The sequence below is a fragment of the Sphingomonas arabinosi genome (assembly GCF_036663715.1).
Taxonomy (GTDB): Bacteria; Pseudomonadota; Alphaproteobacteria; order Sphingomonadales; family Sphingomonadaceae; genus Sphingomonas.
This window is the reverse complement of record NZ_JAXOJN010000001.1, coordinates 495,346-513,269: the sequence shown is the minus strand read 5'-3', so window position 1 is coordinate 513,269 and position 17,924 is coordinate 495,346. Positions and strand designations below refer to the sequence as shown.

Here is a 17,924-nt window from a genome sequence, read left to right as displayed (position 1 = left end):
CGATATGGCAGACCCCGTATTCGACCGCCTCGAGGCGACCATCCGCGCGCGTCGCGATGCGCCCGCCGACACTTCCTATACTGCGAGCCTGTTCGCCAAGGGCCGCCCGAAGATCGCGCAGAAGCTCGGCGAGGAAGCCGTCGAGACGGTGATCGCGGCATGCTCGGGCGACGAGGCGAGCATCGTACCGGAAGCGGCGGATCTGATGTTTCATCTCGCTGTGCTGCTGGCGGATGCGGGGTTGAGCTTGGACGACGTGCGGGCTGAACTGCAACGGCGCGAGGGTGTCGGCGGACTGGTCGAGAAGGCTGGGCGGACCGGCTGACCCGACCAGTCTTGTCATTCCCGCGCAGGCGGGAACCCATAATGGCTGGCCGTGCGACAGGATCACCGGCGTTCGAGGATATGGCTCCCCGCCTTCGCGGGGATGACGAAATTGAGTATGCTCGGGAAAAGGAGCCCTGCTAGATGCCGATCGACGCCACCCAGCCCTATGACGACCAGAACATCTTCGCAAAGATCCTGCGCGGCGAGATCCCGTCGAAGCGGGTGTACGAAGACGATGTCGCGATCGCGTTTCACGACATCAATCCGCAGGCGCCGACGCATCTGCTCGTGATCCCCAAGGGCGCGTACGTCTCGTGGGACGACTTCTCCGCGCGGGCGCCCGATGCCGAGATCGCCGGGTTCATCCGCGCGGTCGGTGCTGTGGCGCGGGCCGCCGGGCTGGTCGAGCCAGGCTATCGCCTGCTCGCTAACATCGGCCAGGACGGGCATCAGGAGGTGCCGCATCTGCACGTTCATGTCTTCGGCGGGCGTCCTCTGGGTCCGATGCTGACGCGATAGGGCAGCTTTCGGCCACTAAAGCATTGCACGTAATAAAATTGCCATTAGGCTCGCGGGATTGAGCAAGGGGGCCTTCTGACCGGGCCCCTGTAATCCCCGGGGGGTACCGAATTGATTTTTGGTCGCGTGAAATCACTGGACGCCATCCTGGCGACGGCGGAGAAGAAATCGCTCCACCGATCGCTGGGCGCGTTCCAGCTTACTCTGTTCGGCATCGGCTGCGTGATCGGCACGGGTATCTTCGCCCTGACGGCCGCAGGCGCTCAAAAGGCCGGGCCCGGCTTGATGCTGGCCTTTGCCATCGCTGGCGCGATCTGCATCGTAGCAGCGCTGTGCTATGCAGAAATCGCGTCGATGATCCCAGTCGCCGGCTCTGCCTATACCTATACTTATGCGGTCATGGGCGAATTGCTGGCGTGGACGGTCGGCTGGGCCCTCGTTCTCGAATATGCCGTCGCTGCTTCCGCCGTGGCGGTGACGTGGTCGGACTATTTCCAGGGGACGGTGCTACGAGAATTTCTCGGCATCCATCTGCCGACATGGCTCGGTGCCGGTCCGCTCGCGCTGGGCGGCTCGCCAGGCGGATTCGTCAATCTGCCCGCGATCGTCATCGCGATGGGCATCACGGCCTTGCTGATCGTCGGCACGACCGAGAGCGCACGGCTGAACACCGTGCTGGTCGCGATCAAGGTGACCGCGCTGACCGCGTTCATCATCCTTACGCTGCCCGTCGTCGATACTGCCCGCTTTAATCCCTTCCTGCCTGCGGGTGTGTTCGGGGGGTTCGGCACAGGGGTAGGCGCGGTGGGCGCTGCAGCGACGATTTTCTTCGCCTATGTCGGCTTCGACGCAGTCTCGACCGCAGCCGAGGAAACCAAGAACCCGCAGCGCAATGTACCGATCGGACTGATCGCCTCGTTACTATTTTGCACCGTCTTCTACATACTCGTCGCGGCGGGTGCGATCGGCACGATCGGTGGCCAGCCGATCATGGGACCGAACGGCATCCCCTTCCCCGCCGGATCCGAGGAACTCGCCCGTCAGTGCGCGTTGCCGCAATATGGCGAGGCGCTGGTCTGCTCGAAAGAGGCGTTGGCGCATGTCTTGCGCGTGATCGGATTTAGTACGGTCGGGAACATGTTGGGCATCGCCGCCTTCGTGGCTCTACCCTCGGTCATCCTCGTGTTGATGTTCGGCCAGACGCGAATCTTCTTCGTCATGAGCCGTGACGGACTGCTGCCGGAAGTGCTCAGCCGAGTTCATCCGCGCTTCAAGACGCCACATATCGTTACCGCAATTACCGGTACGGCGGTGGCCCTCGCTGCGGCATTCCTCCCCGTCGGGCAACTGGCCGACATCGCCAATGCCGGTACGCTTTACGCCTTCATGATGGTGGCGATCGCGGTGCTGATCCTACGGCGCACCGAACCCGACCGGAAGCGGGCGTTCCGAACGCCTGCGATCTGGCTGGTCGCCCCAGCAACGATCGCTGGCTGCGTCTTCCTGTTCTTCAACCTGCCATCCGCGGCGATGCTGGTTCTACCGCTATGGGGCGCCGCCGGCTTGGTGCTCTACTTCCTTTACGGTCGCCGCATGAGCTATCTCGGTCGTGGGATGACGGATGGTGGCGATGACATCGATATGATACCGCCGGGCTCGCACTGAGACTGGACGCAGAAAGGGCCGCGGGAGGAAACTCCCGCGGCCCTTTTTTGTGTCTCGTCGTCACCAAAGCTTGTTCTCCCGCGAAGGCGGGAGCCCAGTCTGGGTCCCCGCCTGCGCGGGGACACAAGCTTAGGTCAGCCGATGTGCTTGGCGGCGAGCGCCTTCATGTCGACCATCGGGCGGGCGCCGACATGGCTGATGATCTCGGCCGCGCAGACTGCGCCGAGCTTCAGCGATGCGTGCAGGTCGTAGCCCTGCGCCTGGCCGTGGAGGAAGCCCGCCGCGAACAGGTCGCCGGCGCCGGTGGTATCGACGACCTTGGCGATCGGCTCGGCCTTCACTTCGGCGCGATTGCCGTTCTGGAGTGCGCAGGCGCCGTGCTCGCCGCGAGTGACGACCAGGGTCGGGACCTGGGCCGAAATCTTGGCGACGGCGGCGTCGAAGTCGTCCGTCTCGGCGAGCGCGGCGAGTTCGCTCTCGTTGGCGAAGAGGATGTCGATCAGGCCGTCGCTGAGCAGCTGGCGGAAATCGCCGCCGTGGCGCGAGATGCAGAACACGTCGCTGAGCGTGAACGCGACCTTGCGCCCTGCCCCGCGTGCGCAATCGATCGCGGCGCGCATCGCGGCGCGCGGCTCTTCCGGATCCCAGAGATAGCCTTCGAGATAAAGAATCGCGCTGTCGGCGATCATCGCGGTGTCGATCGCGGCGGCGGGGAGGAATTGCCCTGCGCCGAGGAAGGTGTTCATCGTGCGCTGGCCGTCAGGGGTCACGAAGATCAGGCAGCGGCCGGTGGTCGGGGCGCCTTCGCGGACCGGGGTGGCGAACTCGATACCGATGCTGCGGACGTCATGCGCGAAGACCTGCCCGAGCTGGTCGTCGGCGACCTGGCCGATGAACCCGCATTTGCCGCCGAGCGCGGCGATGCCGGCGACGGTGTTGGCGGCGGAGCCACCGGAGATCTCCATGCCCGGGCCCATCTTGGCGTAGAGCGCGTCGGCGTCCTCGGATGAGAACATCAGCTGCATCGAGCCTTTGGCGACGCCGATCTCTTCGATGAACGCGTCGTCGGCGGTGCTGAGGATGTCGACGATGGCATTGCCGATCGCGACGACGTCGTAAGTTGGGTTGGACAAGAGGGAACTCCGGGGATGCGGGAAAGCCTTGCCGTAAATGGCGGGGGGGATTGGTGCAACTGGTGTGGGGGGTACGGTACGTGTGAAGGCGGGGCCTGTGGAGCTGCCGGAGCGGATGCCATCCCGATAAGCACCACCCCGGCGGAGGCCGGGGCCCAATTGGAAAGGTAGTCGTAACGGAGTTCCTCGTTACGTCATTGGCGTCCCCCATTTGGGCCCCGGCCTTCGCCGGGGTGGTGGTTTTTGGTTGCTGGTTTCCGCGATCTAATCGGTTCTAGCCGTCGCGGCTGTTCTAGCGGTTCTCGCAGTTACGGCGGTTCTGGCGGTTACGGCGGTTCTGGCGGTTACGGCGATGCGATTGGTCGCTCCATGCCCGCATTGCAGCAGCACCCCTGCTGTTCCCTCGCGAACGCGGGGGTCCAGGGTATCGGGCGGTGGTTGTGGTTTAGCTGGGCCCCCGCGTCCGCGGGGGAACCGAGGAGGAGCGGTATGCGGGAAAGCTAGATCCGCGTCGAAGCGAAGCCGCGTTGACCTTCCCTCGACGCGGCGCCATCCAGAGCCGATGCTCCGCGCCCTTGCCCTCTCGCTCGGCCAACTCACCGACCCGCCCGTTCTGCGCGTGTTCGCGAAGTCGATGCTGACCACGCTGCTCGTCTTCGCGCTGCTCGGCGCCGGCACGTGGTGGGGCACGCAAGCCGCGTTGGCCGCGTGGCTCGACTGGCACGCCGGGGGCCTTGCCGCGGCGTTCGCGCTGTTCGTCACGATCCTGGCACTGTGGCTGCTGTTCCGCGCGGTCGCGATCGCTGTCGTCGGGATCTTCGCCGACGAGGTGGTCGCGGCGGTCGAGGCGCGGCATTATCCCGAAGCCCTGCGCACCGCCCGCCCCGTGCCCTTCGCGCGCAGCCTCGCCATGGGGCTCCGCTCGGCGGGTCGCGTCGTTCTCGTCAATTTGGTGATGCTGCCGGTCTACATCGCGCTGCTCGTCACCGGGGTCGGCACGGCGGCCGCGTTCTTCGTCGTGAATGGCTGGCTGCTCGGGCGCGATCTCGGCGACATGGTGGCGGCACGGCATATGGATGCGGCGGCGATGCGGGGCTGGCGTGCGACGACCAAGAGCGGGCGGTTCGTGCTGGGGCTTGCGAACACCGGGCTGTTCGTGGTTCCGGTCCTTAACATCGCCGCGCCGGTTCTCGGCGCGGCGATGGCGACGCATTACTTCCACGCCCGATATTCTCGCAAAGGCCGGCCATGACGCGATTGACCACTATAGCCGTCGCGGTAGCGCTCGGCGGCGGACTGGCGGGCTGCGCGGCGCCGGTCGCCAAGCCCGCCATCGGACGCCCCGCGATCCCCTATACCAGCGTCGGCCTCGAACGCGTGCTGGGCCAGGACGCCGCCGGCCTGACCAAGCTGTTCGGCCAACCCGATGCGGACGTACGTGAGGGCTCGGCACGGAAACTCCAGTTCCAGAGCGGGATCTGCGTCCTCGACGCGTATTTGTATCCCAAGGGATCCGACGCCCCCCGAGTCACCTATCTCGACGCGCGCGAACCCGACGGCAGCACGATCGACCGCGCGAGTTGTGTCGCCGCGCTGACCAGGCGCGAAGGGGGCAAGTAGCGCAGGCATCGCCCAAAGTCCCGACATTCAAGCGCCTCAGGATATTCTCACAAGCGGTCGTTCATTCAGATAACCATTAATTGCCTGCGAAGGCGGCCTGACGCAGGCAACCAGTCGGGGAGCTAATTACCGCGCCTGCCTTGGCAATTGCGCCAATGAGAGGATATCTAGCGCACGTACTGTAGGCGAGTTAGGTACAGCGCCGTTCGGGAACGAGTGATCCTGCCGGCAAGCGCGAGTCGCCAAGAATAGCGCAAGCCTTTCGACGCACATAAGCTTCGTGGGTAGCGGTGAGCTTGCCACCATCTTGTTCTAACAGGGAGTCTGCTTCAGCACGTAAGGCAATAGCACGTTCCAGCTTGTTTGCTCGCATAGTCGGTGTCTCTGAAAGACCAAGTCTACCAGTCGTGCTAGGAAGCAACATGCTGTAATTAGGACCGTTCATGCTCATGGCGGGGCCCGTAATCTGTGCGGAAGCCGGGACTGTTACCAACACAAAAGCTAAGCCAATCAGAGTCCTCATTGTGAGCGCCCTTCCTAGATGGACCGTATCAAATAACCTTAGTCCTAAAATCACTAGAACTGAGATTGGTTGCGACAGGCGAGGAACGTTATGCCCAAACCCTGCCATTCCCAAGCTCTCAATCATACCAGTCAAAACGGTAGCCCCGCAATGTCGGTTATTGCCACCTGCCTTCTCGAAACAGCTCTTCCGCCAACCTCCCATCCCGGACGTCGCTTGATCGTCACGCGTCTACGCCGCGCAGGTCCATTCGGCGATGACGGAGTCGTCGGCTTCCTGGGGTAGACGGCGGCGGCGCTCGGTCCGACAGCGTAGGTCGTCGAGCCGGGCCAGCGCCCATATCGCAGCGCCTCGGATCGAGGGGGCAGGGTCGTCGAGCAACGCGGCGACCGCGTCGACCAGCGCCGGATCGCCGCTGTTGCCCGCCGCGATCAGGGCGTTGCGGATCATCTTGGTGCGGCCGATGCGCTTGATCGGGGAGCCGGCGAAGACCGTGCGGAAGGTGGCGTCGTCCAGCGCGAGGATGTCGGCGAGTTCGGGGGCGACCAGTTCCGCGCGGGGGTGGAAGGCGAGGTTCGCGTTGGCGGCGGCGGCGAACTTGTTCCAAGGGCACACCGCCAGGCAATCGTCGCAGCCGTAGATGCGGTTGCCGATCGCGGCGCGGAACTCGTGCGGGATCGGGCCGGCATGCTCGATCGTGAGGTAGGAAATGCAGCGACGGGCGTCGAGCTGGTATGGCCGCGGGAACGCGTCGGTCGGGCAGGCGGTCTGGCACGCGTCGCAACTGCCGCAGGTGTCGACGCCGCCGCGGTCCGGTTCCAGGTCGAGCGTGGTGTAGATCGCGCCGAGGAACAGCCAGCTGCCATGCTCTCGGCTGACGAGATTGGTGTGCTTGCCCTGCCAGCCCAGCCCGGCGGCTTCGGCGAGTGGCTTTTCCATCACCGGTGCGGTGTCGACGAACACCTTCAGGTCGAACGGCGGCAAATCGCGCCCGGCTTCCTGCGCCAGCCAGCGACCGAGCGCCTTCAACTGGCGCTTCACGACGTCGTGATAGTCCGGGCCCTGCGCGTAGACCGAAATGCGCCCTACCCCGCCCTCGTCCGCGAGCCGCAGCGGATCGTCCTTCGGCGCGTAGCTCATGCCGAGCGCGATCACGCTGCGGACCTCGGGCCAGAGGCCGGCGGGGCTTTCGCGGTGGTGCTTGCGCTCCTCCATCCAGATCATGTCGCCGTGACGGCCATCCGCGAGCCATTGGTGGAGGCGCTCGCCGGCGCGCGGCGCGGCATCGGCATGCGCGATTCCGCAAGCGGCAAAACCCAATTCGGCCGCTTTGGCCTTAAGTCGGTGTTCCAGCTTGTCTTGCGCCACGTCCGACCGCTACCACGACGTCACCCTCGGGAGGAAGATTGCGCGTGAACGATGAATGGGCGGTCACTGCGAGCGGGATCGTGAAGCGGTTCGACGATCGGCGCGTGGTCGATGGGGTGGATATCATGGTGCCGCGCGGCTCGGTGTACGGCGTGCTCGGGCCCAATGGCGCGGGCAAGACGACAACGCTGCGGATGCTGCTCGGGATCATCGAGCCCGACGAGGGATCGCGCACGCTGCTTGGCTATGACAATCCGCGCGATGCGAGCGACCGGGTCGGCTACCTGCCCGAGGAGCGCGGGCTGTATCCGGCGATGAAGGCGCGCGAGGCGATCGCGTTCCTGGGGGCTCTTCGTGGGCTCGACTGGAAGACGGGCCGCGAGCGTGCGGTGGTGCTGATGGAAGCCGCCGGGCTCGGCCATGCGGTCGACGAGAAGATCCGGAAGCTGTCGAAGGGCATGGCGCAGCTAGTGCAGTTGCTCGGCTCGGTGGTGCACCAGCCCGATCTACTCGTGCTCGACGAGCCGTTTTCGGGGCTCGATCCGGTCAACCAAGAGCGGCTCGAGGCGCTGATCCTCGCCGAGCGGGATCGCGGCGCGACGATCCTGTTCTCGACGCATATCATGAGCCATGCGGAGCGACTGTGCGACCGGCTGGCGATCATCGCCGGCGGCAAACGGCGGTTCGAGGGGACCGTGGCGGACGCGCGCGGGATCCTGCCGCAGCGGGTGCATTATACGCCGCATCGTCCCGATCCGGCGATCCGGGGCGTGCTGCCGGCGGATGCCGTGGCGGACGGGGATAGCTGGCGGTTCGAGCTACCGAACGAGGGGATCGAGAGTTTGCTCGTGAGGTTGATCGACGCGGGATACGGGATTTCGGGGCTGTCGATCGAGCGGCCGGGTTTGCACGAGGCGTTCGTCCGGATCGTCGGTCAGCATGCCCCCGTCGCGAAGGAGGATGCGGCATGAGCCGCTTCCGTCGGACGCTCCGCCAGACCTTCACGATCGCGCGGCGCGACTTCATCGCTACCGTCTTCACGCCGATCTTCCTGCTGTTCCTGTTCGCGCCGGTCATCATGGGATCGTTCGGCGCGATCGGTGGGCTGGGCGCGGCGAGCGTCAGCGGCGGCGCGCAGGACAAGACGCGGATCATCGCGATCGTCCCCGCCTCCACCGCGCGACCGATCGACGAGGCCGACGCCCGGCTGCGTGGCATGTTCCGCGACGAGGAAGCTCCGCCTGAACTGGCGACCGTCGCGCCGTTGGCCGATCCGGCGGCGCAGGCGCGTGCGGCGTTCGAGACGAAGGATATCGATGCGTCGGCGGTGATCTATGGTCCGCTGGATGCCCCACAGATCCTGTATGGCCCGCGCGGAAAGCGCTCTGCGGACTATCTCGGGTTGCTGGCGCAGACGACGCTGGCGGCGGAGAAGCTGGGTGGCACGCTGCCGACGATCGCCGCGACCAAGACGCAGGTCACGCGCTCGACCACCTCGGTCGGGGGCCAGCATCAATCCGCCTTCTTCGCGGTGTTCGGGATCTTCTTCCTGACGCTGTTCCTGTCGGGACAAGTCGTCGGCACGATGGCCGAGGAGCGCAACAACAAGGTAATCGAGGTGCTCGCCGCCGCGGTGCCGTTGGAGTCCGTTTTCTTCGGCAAGCTGATCGGGATGTTCGGCGTGGCGGTGCTGTTCGTCGCGTTCTGGGGCACGGTGGTCACGCAGATCACGTCGCTGATGCCCGCCGCCGCGGCGGTCGCGCTGGGCGACCTGACGCCCGCGGTCGGGGGTCCGATGTTCGCGCTGCTGTTCGCAGGCTATTTCAGCATGGCGTACCTGCTGTTGGGGTCGGTGTTCCTCGGCGTCGGCGCGCAGGCGTCGACGATGCGCGAGATCCAGATGCTGTCGTTGCCGATCACGATCCTGCAGGTGGCGATGTTCGGGCTGTCGTCGGCGGCGGTCTCGCGGCCGGGAAGCTGGATCGCGACGTTTGCCGAACTGTTCCCGCTGTCGTCGCCGTTCGCGATGGCCGGGCGTGCGGCGAACTCGGCCGAGCTGTGGCCGCATGTCGCGGCGCTGGCGTGGCAGGCGTTGTGGGTGACGATCTTCATCACGGTCGGGGCGCGGCTGTTCCGGCGGGGGGTGTTGCAATCGGGGAGCGCGCGGCCGTTCTGGCGGCGCAAGGCGAAGGGAGCGGCGTAGGGTCCTACAAACTTCCCCCGCCCCTCTCCCGTTCGCCCTGAGCGAAGTCGAAGGGTACGCCCCAAGCGCAGATGCTTCGACTTCGCTCAGCACGAACGGAAGTTAGGACCCTATTGACATAAGTGTCAGCAAAGCCTCTCCTGTGGCAAAACACGGGAGAGAGACGATGGCGACTCTGGTGAGAGACGTGGCGCAACACGCGGTCGATCCGCTCGATGTGAGCCGTGCCGAGCTGTACCGCGACGACCTCTGGCAAGCGCCGTTCAAGACTTTGCGCGCCGAGGCGCCGGTCCACTATGTCGAGCATTCCGACTACGGGCCGTACTGGTCCGTCTCGACCTACAAGGGCATCGTCGAGGTCGAGTCGCTCCCCGATCTCTATTCCTCCGAAGCGGGCGGAATCACGATTGCCGATTTCGTCGCCGAGCGCGACGTTCGCATGCCGATGTTCATCGCGCGGGACCGGCCAGTGCATACAGGTCAGCGCCGCACCGTCGCGCCTGCGTTCACGCCCAGCGAGATGACGCGGATGTCGGGCGATATACGGCGGCGGACGGCGTACATGCTCGACAGCCTGCCGTGGAATACGCCGTTCGACTGGGTCGATACCGTCGCGATCGAACTGACCACGCAAATGCTGGCGATCCTGTTCGATTTTCCGTGGGCGGATCGACGGAAGCTGACTTTGTGGTCGGACTGGGCGGGCGATATCGAGATCGTGAAGAACGAGGAACTGCGCGGTCAGCGGCTTGCGCACATGTTCGAATGCGGCTCGTATTTCAAAAACCTCTGGGATGCGAAGATCGACAAGGAGCCGACGCCCGACCTGATCTCGATGATGATCCACTCGGACGCGATGAGCCACATGGATCACAACGAATTTATCGGTAATCTCATCCTGCTGATCGTCGGCGGCAACGACACGACGCGCAATTCGATGTCCGCGCTGGCGTACGGTCTGGACAAATTTCCGGAATCACGTGCGAAACTGGAGGCGGACTCGACGCTGATCCCCAACGCCGTCAGTGAGATCCTGCGCTGGCAGACACCGTTGGCGCACATGCGGCGGACCGCGACCGCCGATGCGGAACTGATGGGGCAGCAGATCAAGGCGGGCGACAAGCTTGCGCTCTGGTACATCTCGGCGAATCGCGACGAGAGCGTGTTCGGGAACGATGCGGATGCGATCGTGGTGGATCGGCCCAACGCGCGGCGGCATCTGGCATTCGGGCACGGCATCCATCGCTGCGTCGGCGCACGGCTGGCGGAAATGCAAATCGCGATTTTGCTGGAGGAAATGGCGGCGCGGCGGATGCGGATCAACGTGCTGGCCGAACCTACGCGGGTCGCCGCGTGCTTCGTGCACGGGTATCGGACGCTGCCGGTCGAGATCAGCAAATACTGACGGCCGCCCCCGTCATCCTGGGCTCGACCAAGGATACAGAGCCACGCATGGCGCGCCTGATACTCTGGATCCTGACTTTTGTCAGGATGACGGGGTCTGTGTCGCATCCTGTTCGCGGACGGAATCGTTCTTATATCATGTCCATGACCAACACGTCCCCAGATCGCCGCGCTTTCCTTACGCTTGCCGGGGCGGGTGCCGCTGGCTTTGCCTTGTGGGGGTGCTCGTCGCAGCCTGCGCAAGCGGCCGAGCGGTTCGAGGTGACGCTGACCGACGCGCAGTGGCGGAAGAAGCTGTCGCCGGATGCGTACAACACGCTGCGCAAGGAGGGTACCGAGCGGCCTTACTCCAGCCCGCTGAATGGCGAGCATCGCGCGGGGATTTTCTCGTGCGGCGGGTGTGCGTTGCCGGCGTTTTCGTCGAAGACCAAGTTCGAGAGCGGGACGGGGTGGCCGAGCTTCTGGCAACCCTTGCCGAATGCCGTGCGGACGCGGGTGGATTCGACGCTTGGGATGGCGCGGACCGAGGTGCATTGCCGGCGGTGCAGGGGGCATCTTGGGCATGTGTTCGATGATGGGCCAAAGCCTACGGGCAAGCGGTATTGCATGAATGGCGATGCGCTGACGTTCAAGGCGGCTTGAGGCGCGGTAGAGGGCGAATAGAGGATTGCTGTTTGAAGGCACCCCTCGCTCTGCCGGTTCCCCCGCGGAGGCGGGGGTCCAGGATTACTTAGGGCAGCGCTGCTTGATCCTGGGCCCCCGCCTTCGCGGGGGGACGGCCTAGTCTGGGCTACCATGGACTGTATTAAATTCAGCAAAAGCACCACCCCGGCGAAGGCCGGGGCCCAATTGGGGGACCGATGTAACTACCGGTAGTCCGATGTTACGTCGACCTTACCAATTGGGCCCCGGCCTTCGCCGGGGTGGTATATCTGAGTGGGGGCCGACCGCCTTGGTTGGGGTGCAAGGTGAATTCAGGCAGTAAAACGGAGCGATTATCACTACCGGAACCGGTCGGGCAGAAGGGCCCGTAAGGCTCAGTTCGCCTCGTTCACCAGCGTGAAGATGCCGCGGGGGTCGGTCGGGCCGTGCTGGATCGTGGCGAGCTGTGCGGCGTTGGCGCGCTGCGTTGCGGTGATGGTGCGGGTGGCGCTGGCCATCTGGTACGAGGGCTGCGCATCGAGCGTGTCGCCGGCGGGCGCGTGGCCCGAGTAGATGAAGCCCTTGGTCGGGTAGACCGAGGTGCCGAGGTCGCCCTGCGGACCGTACCAGACCTTGACCTTGCTCCAGTCGCCGGCGTCCGAAACGTCGATCGCGCGGACGTTGGTCTCGACGGCGCCGGGGCGCGACCAGTTGGCGTGGGTGAGGAGGACTTCGCGGTCGCTGACGACCTTCGAGACCATCGCGACATGGCCGACGCGCATCCGCGAGGTCGGCGAGAAAGCGAGGACCGAACCGGCCTTAGGGCTGTGGCCGCGCTCGTAGCGGCCAGCGGCCTGATCCCACCAGGTGTTTGCGTTGCCGCGGATTTCGATCCCCGAAACCGAGCGCGCAAACGTCACACACTGCCAGAACTGGGCTGCTGCCGGTGTGGCCGTCATCAGGCCGCACGATACCACCAGCGCAAAACGCGCTGCTAACGCCTTGAAATTCATCGAGACCCCCCGGCCAAAACCCGTTCGTCACAGTCTGGCTACGGGAGGTTCGATTTAATTGAAATACACGGCGGAACCATATCCGACGAAGCGTGTTACCGCGCCGACCAACGCCCGAAATACGGCCCCGTCAGGCTCAGTTCATCAGTTTCCAGCCGATTATGCGATCCACGGTGACCTGCGTGACCGCATGATAGCCCGGCCGCGCCTTGCCGTAGATGTCCATCGCCAGCTTGTGACCCCAGTCGCCCGAGTCCATCATCTGCTGGAACAGCGGCGCGACGAACTTGCGCCTCCCCTGCGAGGTCAGGAACTGCTCAGCCGAGGCGTCGGCGGGCGCATAGTGATTGGCGAGCGCGAGTTGCAGCCAGGCGAAGCGGATTTCCGAATTGCCCGTTGTGTTCCAGCCGAACGCGTCGTCGAGCGTCTTCAGCCGCTCGGTCGGGAGTTTGCGCGGCAACTGCGTGATGAAGCGCGTGATCTCCTGCGTGGTCGCCTTGCCGGGAACGCCCGACACCGATCCACCGGCCGCGTACGCCTTCGCCGCCGCATCGACCGCGGGGAACGCGGCGGACGTCACGTGCACCGCGTTCGCCGGGATGCCGGGGCTGTAGACCCACGTGTCGACGCCGATCGTCTTTGCCTCGGCGGGGGTCAGCAGCTTCGATTTCAGGTCGGCGAGGAAGCCGGCGCTGGTCTGCGGCTGGAAGGCGTGGCGGTCGAAATAGCTGCGGAGATAGGCATCCCACCGTGCGCGACCGACCTGTTTCTCGATCGTGCGGAGGAAGGCCGCGCCCTTGTCATAGGCGATCTGCGTCATGCCGTCGTCGGGATCGCGCGAGGCGTCTAGCTCGAGGTGGAGTTGCGTGTCCTTCGCGGCGGGGCCCCCGGCCTCCTTCACCGCGGCGAGCATGTCGGTCCAGGCGAGATCGGCCTCCATGTCGGCGCGGCGCTTGCCGTACAGCGCCTCCATGATCCGGTTCTCGAAATAGCTGGTGAAGCCTTCGTTGAGCCAGAAATCGTCCCAGGTCGCGTTGGTCACGAGATTGCCCGACCAGCTGTGCGCGAGTTCGTGCGCGATCAGCGAGACGAGGCTGCGGTCGCCGGCGATCGCGGTCGGCGTGGCGAAGGTGAGCGTCGGATTCTCCATGCCGCCGAACGGGAACGACGGCGGCAGGACCAGCACGTCGTAGCGGCCCCAGCGATACGGGCCGTACAGCCCCTCGGCGGCGGCGACGAACTTCTCGAGCTCGCCGAACTCGTAAGCGGCCTTGGCGAGCGTCGCGGGTTCGGCCCAGATGCCGGTGCGCGGGCCGGTGGACTTGAACGCGATGTCGCCGACCGCGAGCGCGATCAGGTACGGCGCGACGGGCTTGTCCATCTTGTATTCAAAGGTGCAGCGATCGGCGGTGCAGGTTTTACCCGCCGCATCGGCGACACGGTCCCCGCTCATCACCGCGGTCAGCTGCTTGGGGACGGCGATCTTGGCTTCCCAGGTCTGACGGATGCCGGGGGAGTCCTGCGTCGGGATCCAGCTGCGGTTGAGGATCGCCTCGCCCTGGCTGAACAGGAAGGGCTGTTTCTTGCCGGCGGTCTGCGCGGGGGTGAGCCATTGCAGCGCCTTCGCGTCGGGCGACGAGGCGTAGGCGATGCGGATCTTCTTCGCGCCGTTCAGCGTGACGGTCAGCGGTGCGCCGTGGATCTTGTCGACCGCGCCGACCGAGTAGGGGAGCGGCTTGCCGGCCATGTCGGTGATGTTGACGATCTTCAGGCCGTTGTCGTCGAGCACGACCTGCTTGGCGCCGGGGGCCGCGAGGATGTACAGGGTGGCGATGCCACGGATGACGTGGGTGTCGAAATCGGCGGCGAGATCCAGCGCGACGTGCGTGACGCGGGCCTCGGTAGGGCGGGCATAGCTGTGCGGGTCGCGCGCGTCGGGGGTGGTGAGGATCGGGGCTATCGTCTGTGCGACGGCGGGGGATGCGAGAACGAGACCGAGGGCGGTGGCTAGTGCGGGGATGCGCATGGGAACTCCGATGGTGCCGTTGCCCGGCGATTGGGGCGGCCAAGCCTCGGTCCTACCGTGCGGGTCCGCTTGCTGGAAGGGTAACTGTCACCGTCCTGCTCCCCTCCCTGGAAGGGAGGGTTGGGGGTGGGTCGGTCTGTTGGCTGACGAAGCGCTTCCCCAGCGGCCGACCCACCCCCGGCCCCTCCCTTTCAGGGAGGGGGGAAGTCAGGGTTCTCGTGGGGCTGCGTCGAGGCTGGGCGCGCCGGCCAGTCTCGCCAACCGAGCCTCATGCTCCACCCGCCCGAACGGGAAACGCGAGAAGAAGAACGCAGAGACGCAGGCCAGCGCGATGTAGAGCCCCGCGTAGATCAGCGTCAGTCGGTCGATCGTCCCCACCGGAACCGTCCCCGGCGTAGCCTTGGCCGGGAAGCCCGCCACCGCGAGGATCATGCCGGCGAAGAATATCCCGATCCCGCTCGTGCATTTCTGGACGAAGAACGAGCCCGCGAAGAACACGCCCTCCGACCTTCGTCCCGTCTTCGCCTCCGAATCCTCGACCACGTCGGCCATCATCGACGCGCCGAGGATGAACCCGGTGACGTTCGACGCGGTGCCGAGGATGAAGAACCCGAACAGCATCGGCAGCAGCGAGGGATCGCCTACCTCCGGAAACACGCCGAGCATGCGCAGCCAATAGGGCGTGGTATTGAGCGCCGCACCGCATAGTACCGCGCCCATCGCAGCCTTGGGCTTACTCCCGGTCTTGCCGAGCCGGGGCGCGGCGAGGAAGGCGAGGAACACGCCAGAGAACAACGCGATCGTCAGGTAGACGAACACCGGCCCCTTGAAGCCCCACACATAGGTGTAGAGGTAGTTCGACATCGCATAGCTGATGCCCTGGATCGTGTACGCGCAGACGCCCGCCGCCATGAGGATCGCGAACGCGCGGTTCTTCACGGTTTGGCGGAGTTCGGCGAAGGATTCGCGCAACGTCTGTTTGGCAATTGGCGGGTTGGGGAGGTGCTTGATCTCGTGGTGCGTGCCGAGTGCGGAGACCAGGATTGCGACGCCGATGAACAGCGCGCCCGCCAGCGCGAAGCCGCTGTAGCCTGTGCGATTGAGCAGGCCGTTCGGGAACGCCGCCGTCGGCGCGAGGAAATACTGGTACGCGGACAGCAGCATCAGCAGCCCGCCGACCCAGCCGAACAGATAACGATACGCCATGATCCGCGTGCGCTCGTCATAGCCGGACGTGAGTTCGGGGGTCAGCGCGACCGACGGGACCTCGTAGCAACTCACCGCGCTGCGCACGAGCACCGCCATCGCGAACAGCCAGACCAGCGTCTGCGGCTCCGACATCACCGACGGCGGATTCCACAGCAGCAGCCAGCCGACCATGATCGGCAGCGCGGAGGCGTACATCCAGGGATGCCGCCTGCCCCATCTGGTTCGCGTGCGATCGGAGAAGAACCCGACCGCGGGATCGACGAACGCATCGATCAGCAGCGCCATCATGATGACGAGACCGACGGTGGCGGAAGGCAGCCCGACGACCTGGTTGTAGAACAGCAGCAGGAACGTGCCGAACCCGGCGTCCTTCACCCCGTAAGCTACCGCGCCGAAGCCGTAGCTCGCCATCGTGCCGTTCGAGAGGCGGCGGCCCTGAGCGCTCATGACGCGGCGGTCATTTCAGTTTGTCGAGAATTGCGAACAGCGAGGGTTGCGCGGGGTCCCAGCTTGGGCGCGTGCCGATCGTCATGCCGCCGTCGACCAGGATGTGCGTGCCGGTGATGAAGCTGGCGTCGTCGCTGGCGAGGAACGCGACCGCGGCGGCGATGTCTGCACCCGTACCGGGGCGGCGGATCGGCTGCGCGTCGGCGGCGATATGCGCGATCATTGCATCCGCTTTGGTCGTCTTGTCCTCATCGAGTTCAAGCGTGCGCGTGAAGATGTTGGTGACGATGAAGCCGGGGACGACGGCATTCACCCGGATCCTGTGCTGCGCGAGATCGGCGGCTGCCTGCTTGGTGAGGTGGAGGACGCCGGCCTTGGCGGTGGAATAGGCTGTCGGCGCGTAGCCTGTGCCGAGCGCGGACACCGACGAGGTGTTGACGATCGCTCCGCCGCCGCGCTTGGCCATGAGCGGTGCTGCGTAGCGAATGCCGAGCGCGACCGAGCGGAGGAGGAGCGCCTGGGTACGGTCCCAGTCCTCGGGGGAGATCTCGCCGATCGGGTCGCGCGAACCGCCGGCGCCGGCGTTGTTGAACAGGATGTCGAGCCCGCCTGCGTCGTCGGCGGTCTGCATCAGCGCTTCGATGTCGCCGGCCTGGAGCACGTCGGTGCGCTGGAAGATGATGCGGCCGCCGGATGCGTCGGCGAGCGCGTGGCCACCGGCTTCGTCGATGTCGCCGATCAGGACGGTGGCGCCTTCGTCAGCGAGTCGGAGCACGGTCGCTCGGCCGATGCCGGACGCGCCGCCGGTCACGACGGCACGCTTGCCTGAAAACCTCACACGCACTCTCCTGCTCTTTTTTGCGAGCATAGTATGGCTTCTACACTCGTCAATGACGGCGCGTTCGAAAAACGGGTTTGCGGCGGACGCCGCTCGGCGATACCAAGCGGCCAAACATTCGGAGGATGCGTGATGGATACGACCAACCTGTTCCGGCTCGACGGCCGCGTCGCGCTGATCACCGGCGGCAGCCGCGGGATCGGCAAGATGATCGCCGCCGGCTTCATCGCGCAGGGGGCGAAAGTGTATATCTCGTCGCGCAAGGCCGATGTCTGCGAGGCGGCGGCCGCGGAACTCGGGCCGAACTGCATCGCGTTGCCGCAGGACGTCTCGACGGTGGCGGGTTGCAAGGCGCTGGCAGCGCAGTTCGCCGAGCATGAGACTCAGCTCGATATCCTGGTGAACAATGCGGGGGCGGCGTGGGGCGTACCGTTCGAGGAATTTTCGGAGATCGGCTGGGACAAGGTCATGGACCTGAACGTCAAGTCGCCGTTCTTCCTGACGCAGGCTTTGCATACTGCGTTGAAGGCTTCGGGATCGCGGGCGCGGCCGGCGAAAGTGATCAACATCACGTCGATCGACGGCCAGCGGCTCAATCCGTGGGAGACGTACAGCTATCATGCGTCGAAATCGGCGCTGATCTATCTGACGAAGCGGATGGCGGCGCGGCTGGTGACGGACTCGATCAACGTGACGTCGATCGCGCCGGGGGCGTTTGCTAGCGACATGAACAAGGCGGCGCGGGATCATGGGGATGCGGTCGCGCAGGGGATCCCGGCGAAGCGCGTCGGGGTCGACGAGGATATGGCGGGCGCTGCGATCTATCTCGCGAGCCGGGCTGGGGATTATGTGATCGGGGAGACGATTACGGTGGATGGTGGCCTGGTGCACGCGTCGCTGGGGACGAGCATCGACGCCTGAGCTTCGCTTCCCTCGCCCCTCCGGGGAGAGGGAGGGAGCAGCCGCTTGGCTGCGGAAGGGAGAGGG

Annotated in this window: 16 protein-coding genes; 10 read left to right on the top strand and 6 right to left on the bottom strand. The window is 65.5% G+C overall.

Translation table 11 applies throughout. The features are described 5' to 3' along the window. Positions 1-4: 4 nt before the first annotated feature. The 3 genes from U1708_RS02330 to U1708_RS02320 all read left to right on the top strand — a co-directional run bounded on the left by U1708_RS02330 (position 5) and on the right by U1708_RS02320 (position 2,511). A complete protein-coding gene (locus U1708_RS02330) occupies positions 5-325 on the top strand; it encodes a phosphoribosyl-ATP diphosphatase (RefSeq protein ID WP_332742312.1) in 321 nt (106 codons plus the stop codon). Positions 326-468: 143 nt separating this feature from the next. Then, positions 469-846, top strand: coding sequence for an HIT domain-containing protein (locus U1708_RS02325; protein WP_332742310.1), 378 nt, complete (start codon positions 469-471; stop codon positions 844-846). 111 nt (positions 847-957) lie between these two features. Next, positions 958-2,511, top strand: a complete 1,554-nt coding sequence (locus tag U1708_RS02320; protein ID WP_332742308.1) for an amino acid permease — start codon at positions 958-960, stop codon at positions 2,509-2,511. A gap of 134 nt (positions 2,512-2,645) precedes the next feature. On the opposite strand, the gene U1708_RS02315 is transcribed toward U1708_RS02320, so the two are convergent. Then, entirely contained in the window at positions 2,646-3,644 is a 999-nt protein-coding gene (locus U1708_RS02315) for an adenosine kinase (protein ID WP_332742306.1), read from the bottom strand. A 562-nt stretch (positions 3,645-4,206) separates the two neighbouring features. On the opposite strand from U1708_RS02315, the gene U1708_RS02310 reads away from it, so the two are divergent. Continuing rightward, positions 4,207-4,896, top strand: coding sequence for an EI24 domain-containing protein (locus U1708_RS02310; RefSeq protein WP_332742304.1), 690 nt, complete (start codon positions 4,207-4,209; stop codon positions 4,894-4,896). Further along, entirely contained in the window at positions 4,893-5,264 is a 372-nt protein-coding gene (locus tag U1708_RS02305; RefSeq protein ID WP_332742302.1) for a hypothetical protein, read from the top strand. The genes U1708_RS02310 and U1708_RS02305 overlap by 4 nt, the downstream gene beginning before the upstream one ends. Positions 5,265-6,018: 754 nt before the next feature. Here the strand turns inward: U1708_RS02305 and queG are convergent. Continuing rightward, positions 6,019-7,155, bottom strand: coding sequence for a tRNA epoxyqueuosine(34) reductase QueG (gene queG, locus U1708_RS02300; protein WP_332742300.1), 1,137 nt, complete (start codon positions 7,153-7,155; stop codon positions 6,019-6,021). 44 nt (positions 7,156-7,199) lie between these two features. Between queG and U1708_RS02295 the strand changes: the two genes are divergently transcribed. The 4 genes from U1708_RS02295 (at position 7,200) to msrB (ending at position 11,404) form a co-directional block, all read left to right on the top strand. Beyond that, positions 7,200-8,126, top strand: coding sequence for an ABC transporter ATP-binding protein (locus U1708_RS02295; RefSeq protein ID WP_332742298.1), 927 nt, complete (start codon positions 7,200-7,202; stop codon positions 8,124-8,126). Next, positions 8,123-9,358 (top strand): ABC transporter permease, encoded by a 1,236-nt coding sequence (locus U1708_RS02290; protein ID WP_332742296.1) that lies wholly within the window; start codon positions 8,123-8,125, stop codon positions 9,356-9,358. Before U1708_RS02295 ends, U1708_RS02290 begins: the two co-directional genes overlap by 4 nt. Positions 9,359-9,524: 166 nt before the next feature. After that, positions 9,525-10,763 (top strand): cytochrome P450, encoded by a 1,239-nt coding sequence (locus tag U1708_RS02285; protein ID WP_332742294.1) that lies wholly within the window; start codon positions 9,525-9,527, stop codon positions 10,761-10,763. Between the two features lie 143 nt (positions 10,764-10,906). Further along, entirely contained in the window at positions 10,907-11,404 is a 498-nt protein-coding gene (msrB, locus tag U1708_RS02280) for a peptide-methionine (R)-S-oxide reductase MsrB (RefSeq protein ID WP_332742608.1), read from the top strand. A gap of 395 nt (positions 11,405-11,799) precedes the next feature. Here msrB and U1708_RS02275 read toward each other — a convergent pair whose 3' ends face one another. The 4 genes from U1708_RS02275 to U1708_RS02260 form a co-directional block, all read right to left on the bottom strand. Beyond that, positions 11,800-12,417: a CHAP domain-containing protein gene (locus tag U1708_RS02275; RefSeq protein ID WP_332742292.1), complete on the bottom strand. Its 618-nt coding sequence runs from the start codon at positions 12,415-12,417 to the stop codon at positions 11,800-11,802. A gap of 136 nt (positions 12,418-12,553) precedes the next feature. Beyond that, on the bottom strand, positions 12,554-14,443 hold the full coding sequence (locus tag U1708_RS02270) for a M1 family metallopeptidase (protein ID WP_332742290.1): 1,890 nt from the start codon (positions 14,441-14,443) through the stop codon (positions 12,554-12,556). A gap of 207 nt (positions 14,444-14,650) precedes the next feature. After that, the gene (locus U1708_RS02265) at positions 14,651-16,099 is read right to left on the bottom strand and encodes an MFS transporter (RefSeq protein WP_332742289.1); all 1,449 of its coding nucleotides are present in this window, start codon (positions 16,097-16,099) and stop codon (positions 14,651-14,653) included. A gap of 10 nt (positions 16,100-16,109) precedes the next feature. After that, the gene (locus U1708_RS02260) at positions 16,110-16,937 is read right to left on the bottom strand and encodes an SDR family NAD(P)-dependent oxidoreductase (RefSeq protein ID WP_332742287.1); all 828 of its coding nucleotides are present in this window, start codon (positions 16,935-16,937) and stop codon (positions 16,110-16,112) included. 132 nt (positions 16,938-17,069) lie between these two features. Here U1708_RS02260 and U1708_RS02255 point away from each other — a divergent pair, with 132 nt between their 5' ends. Next, positions 17,070-17,858: an SDR family oxidoreductase gene (locus tag U1708_RS02255; RefSeq protein ID WP_332742285.1), complete on the top strand. Its 789-nt coding sequence runs from the start codon at positions 17,070-17,072 to the stop codon at positions 17,856-17,858. Positions 17,859-17,924: the final 66 nt, after the last annotated feature.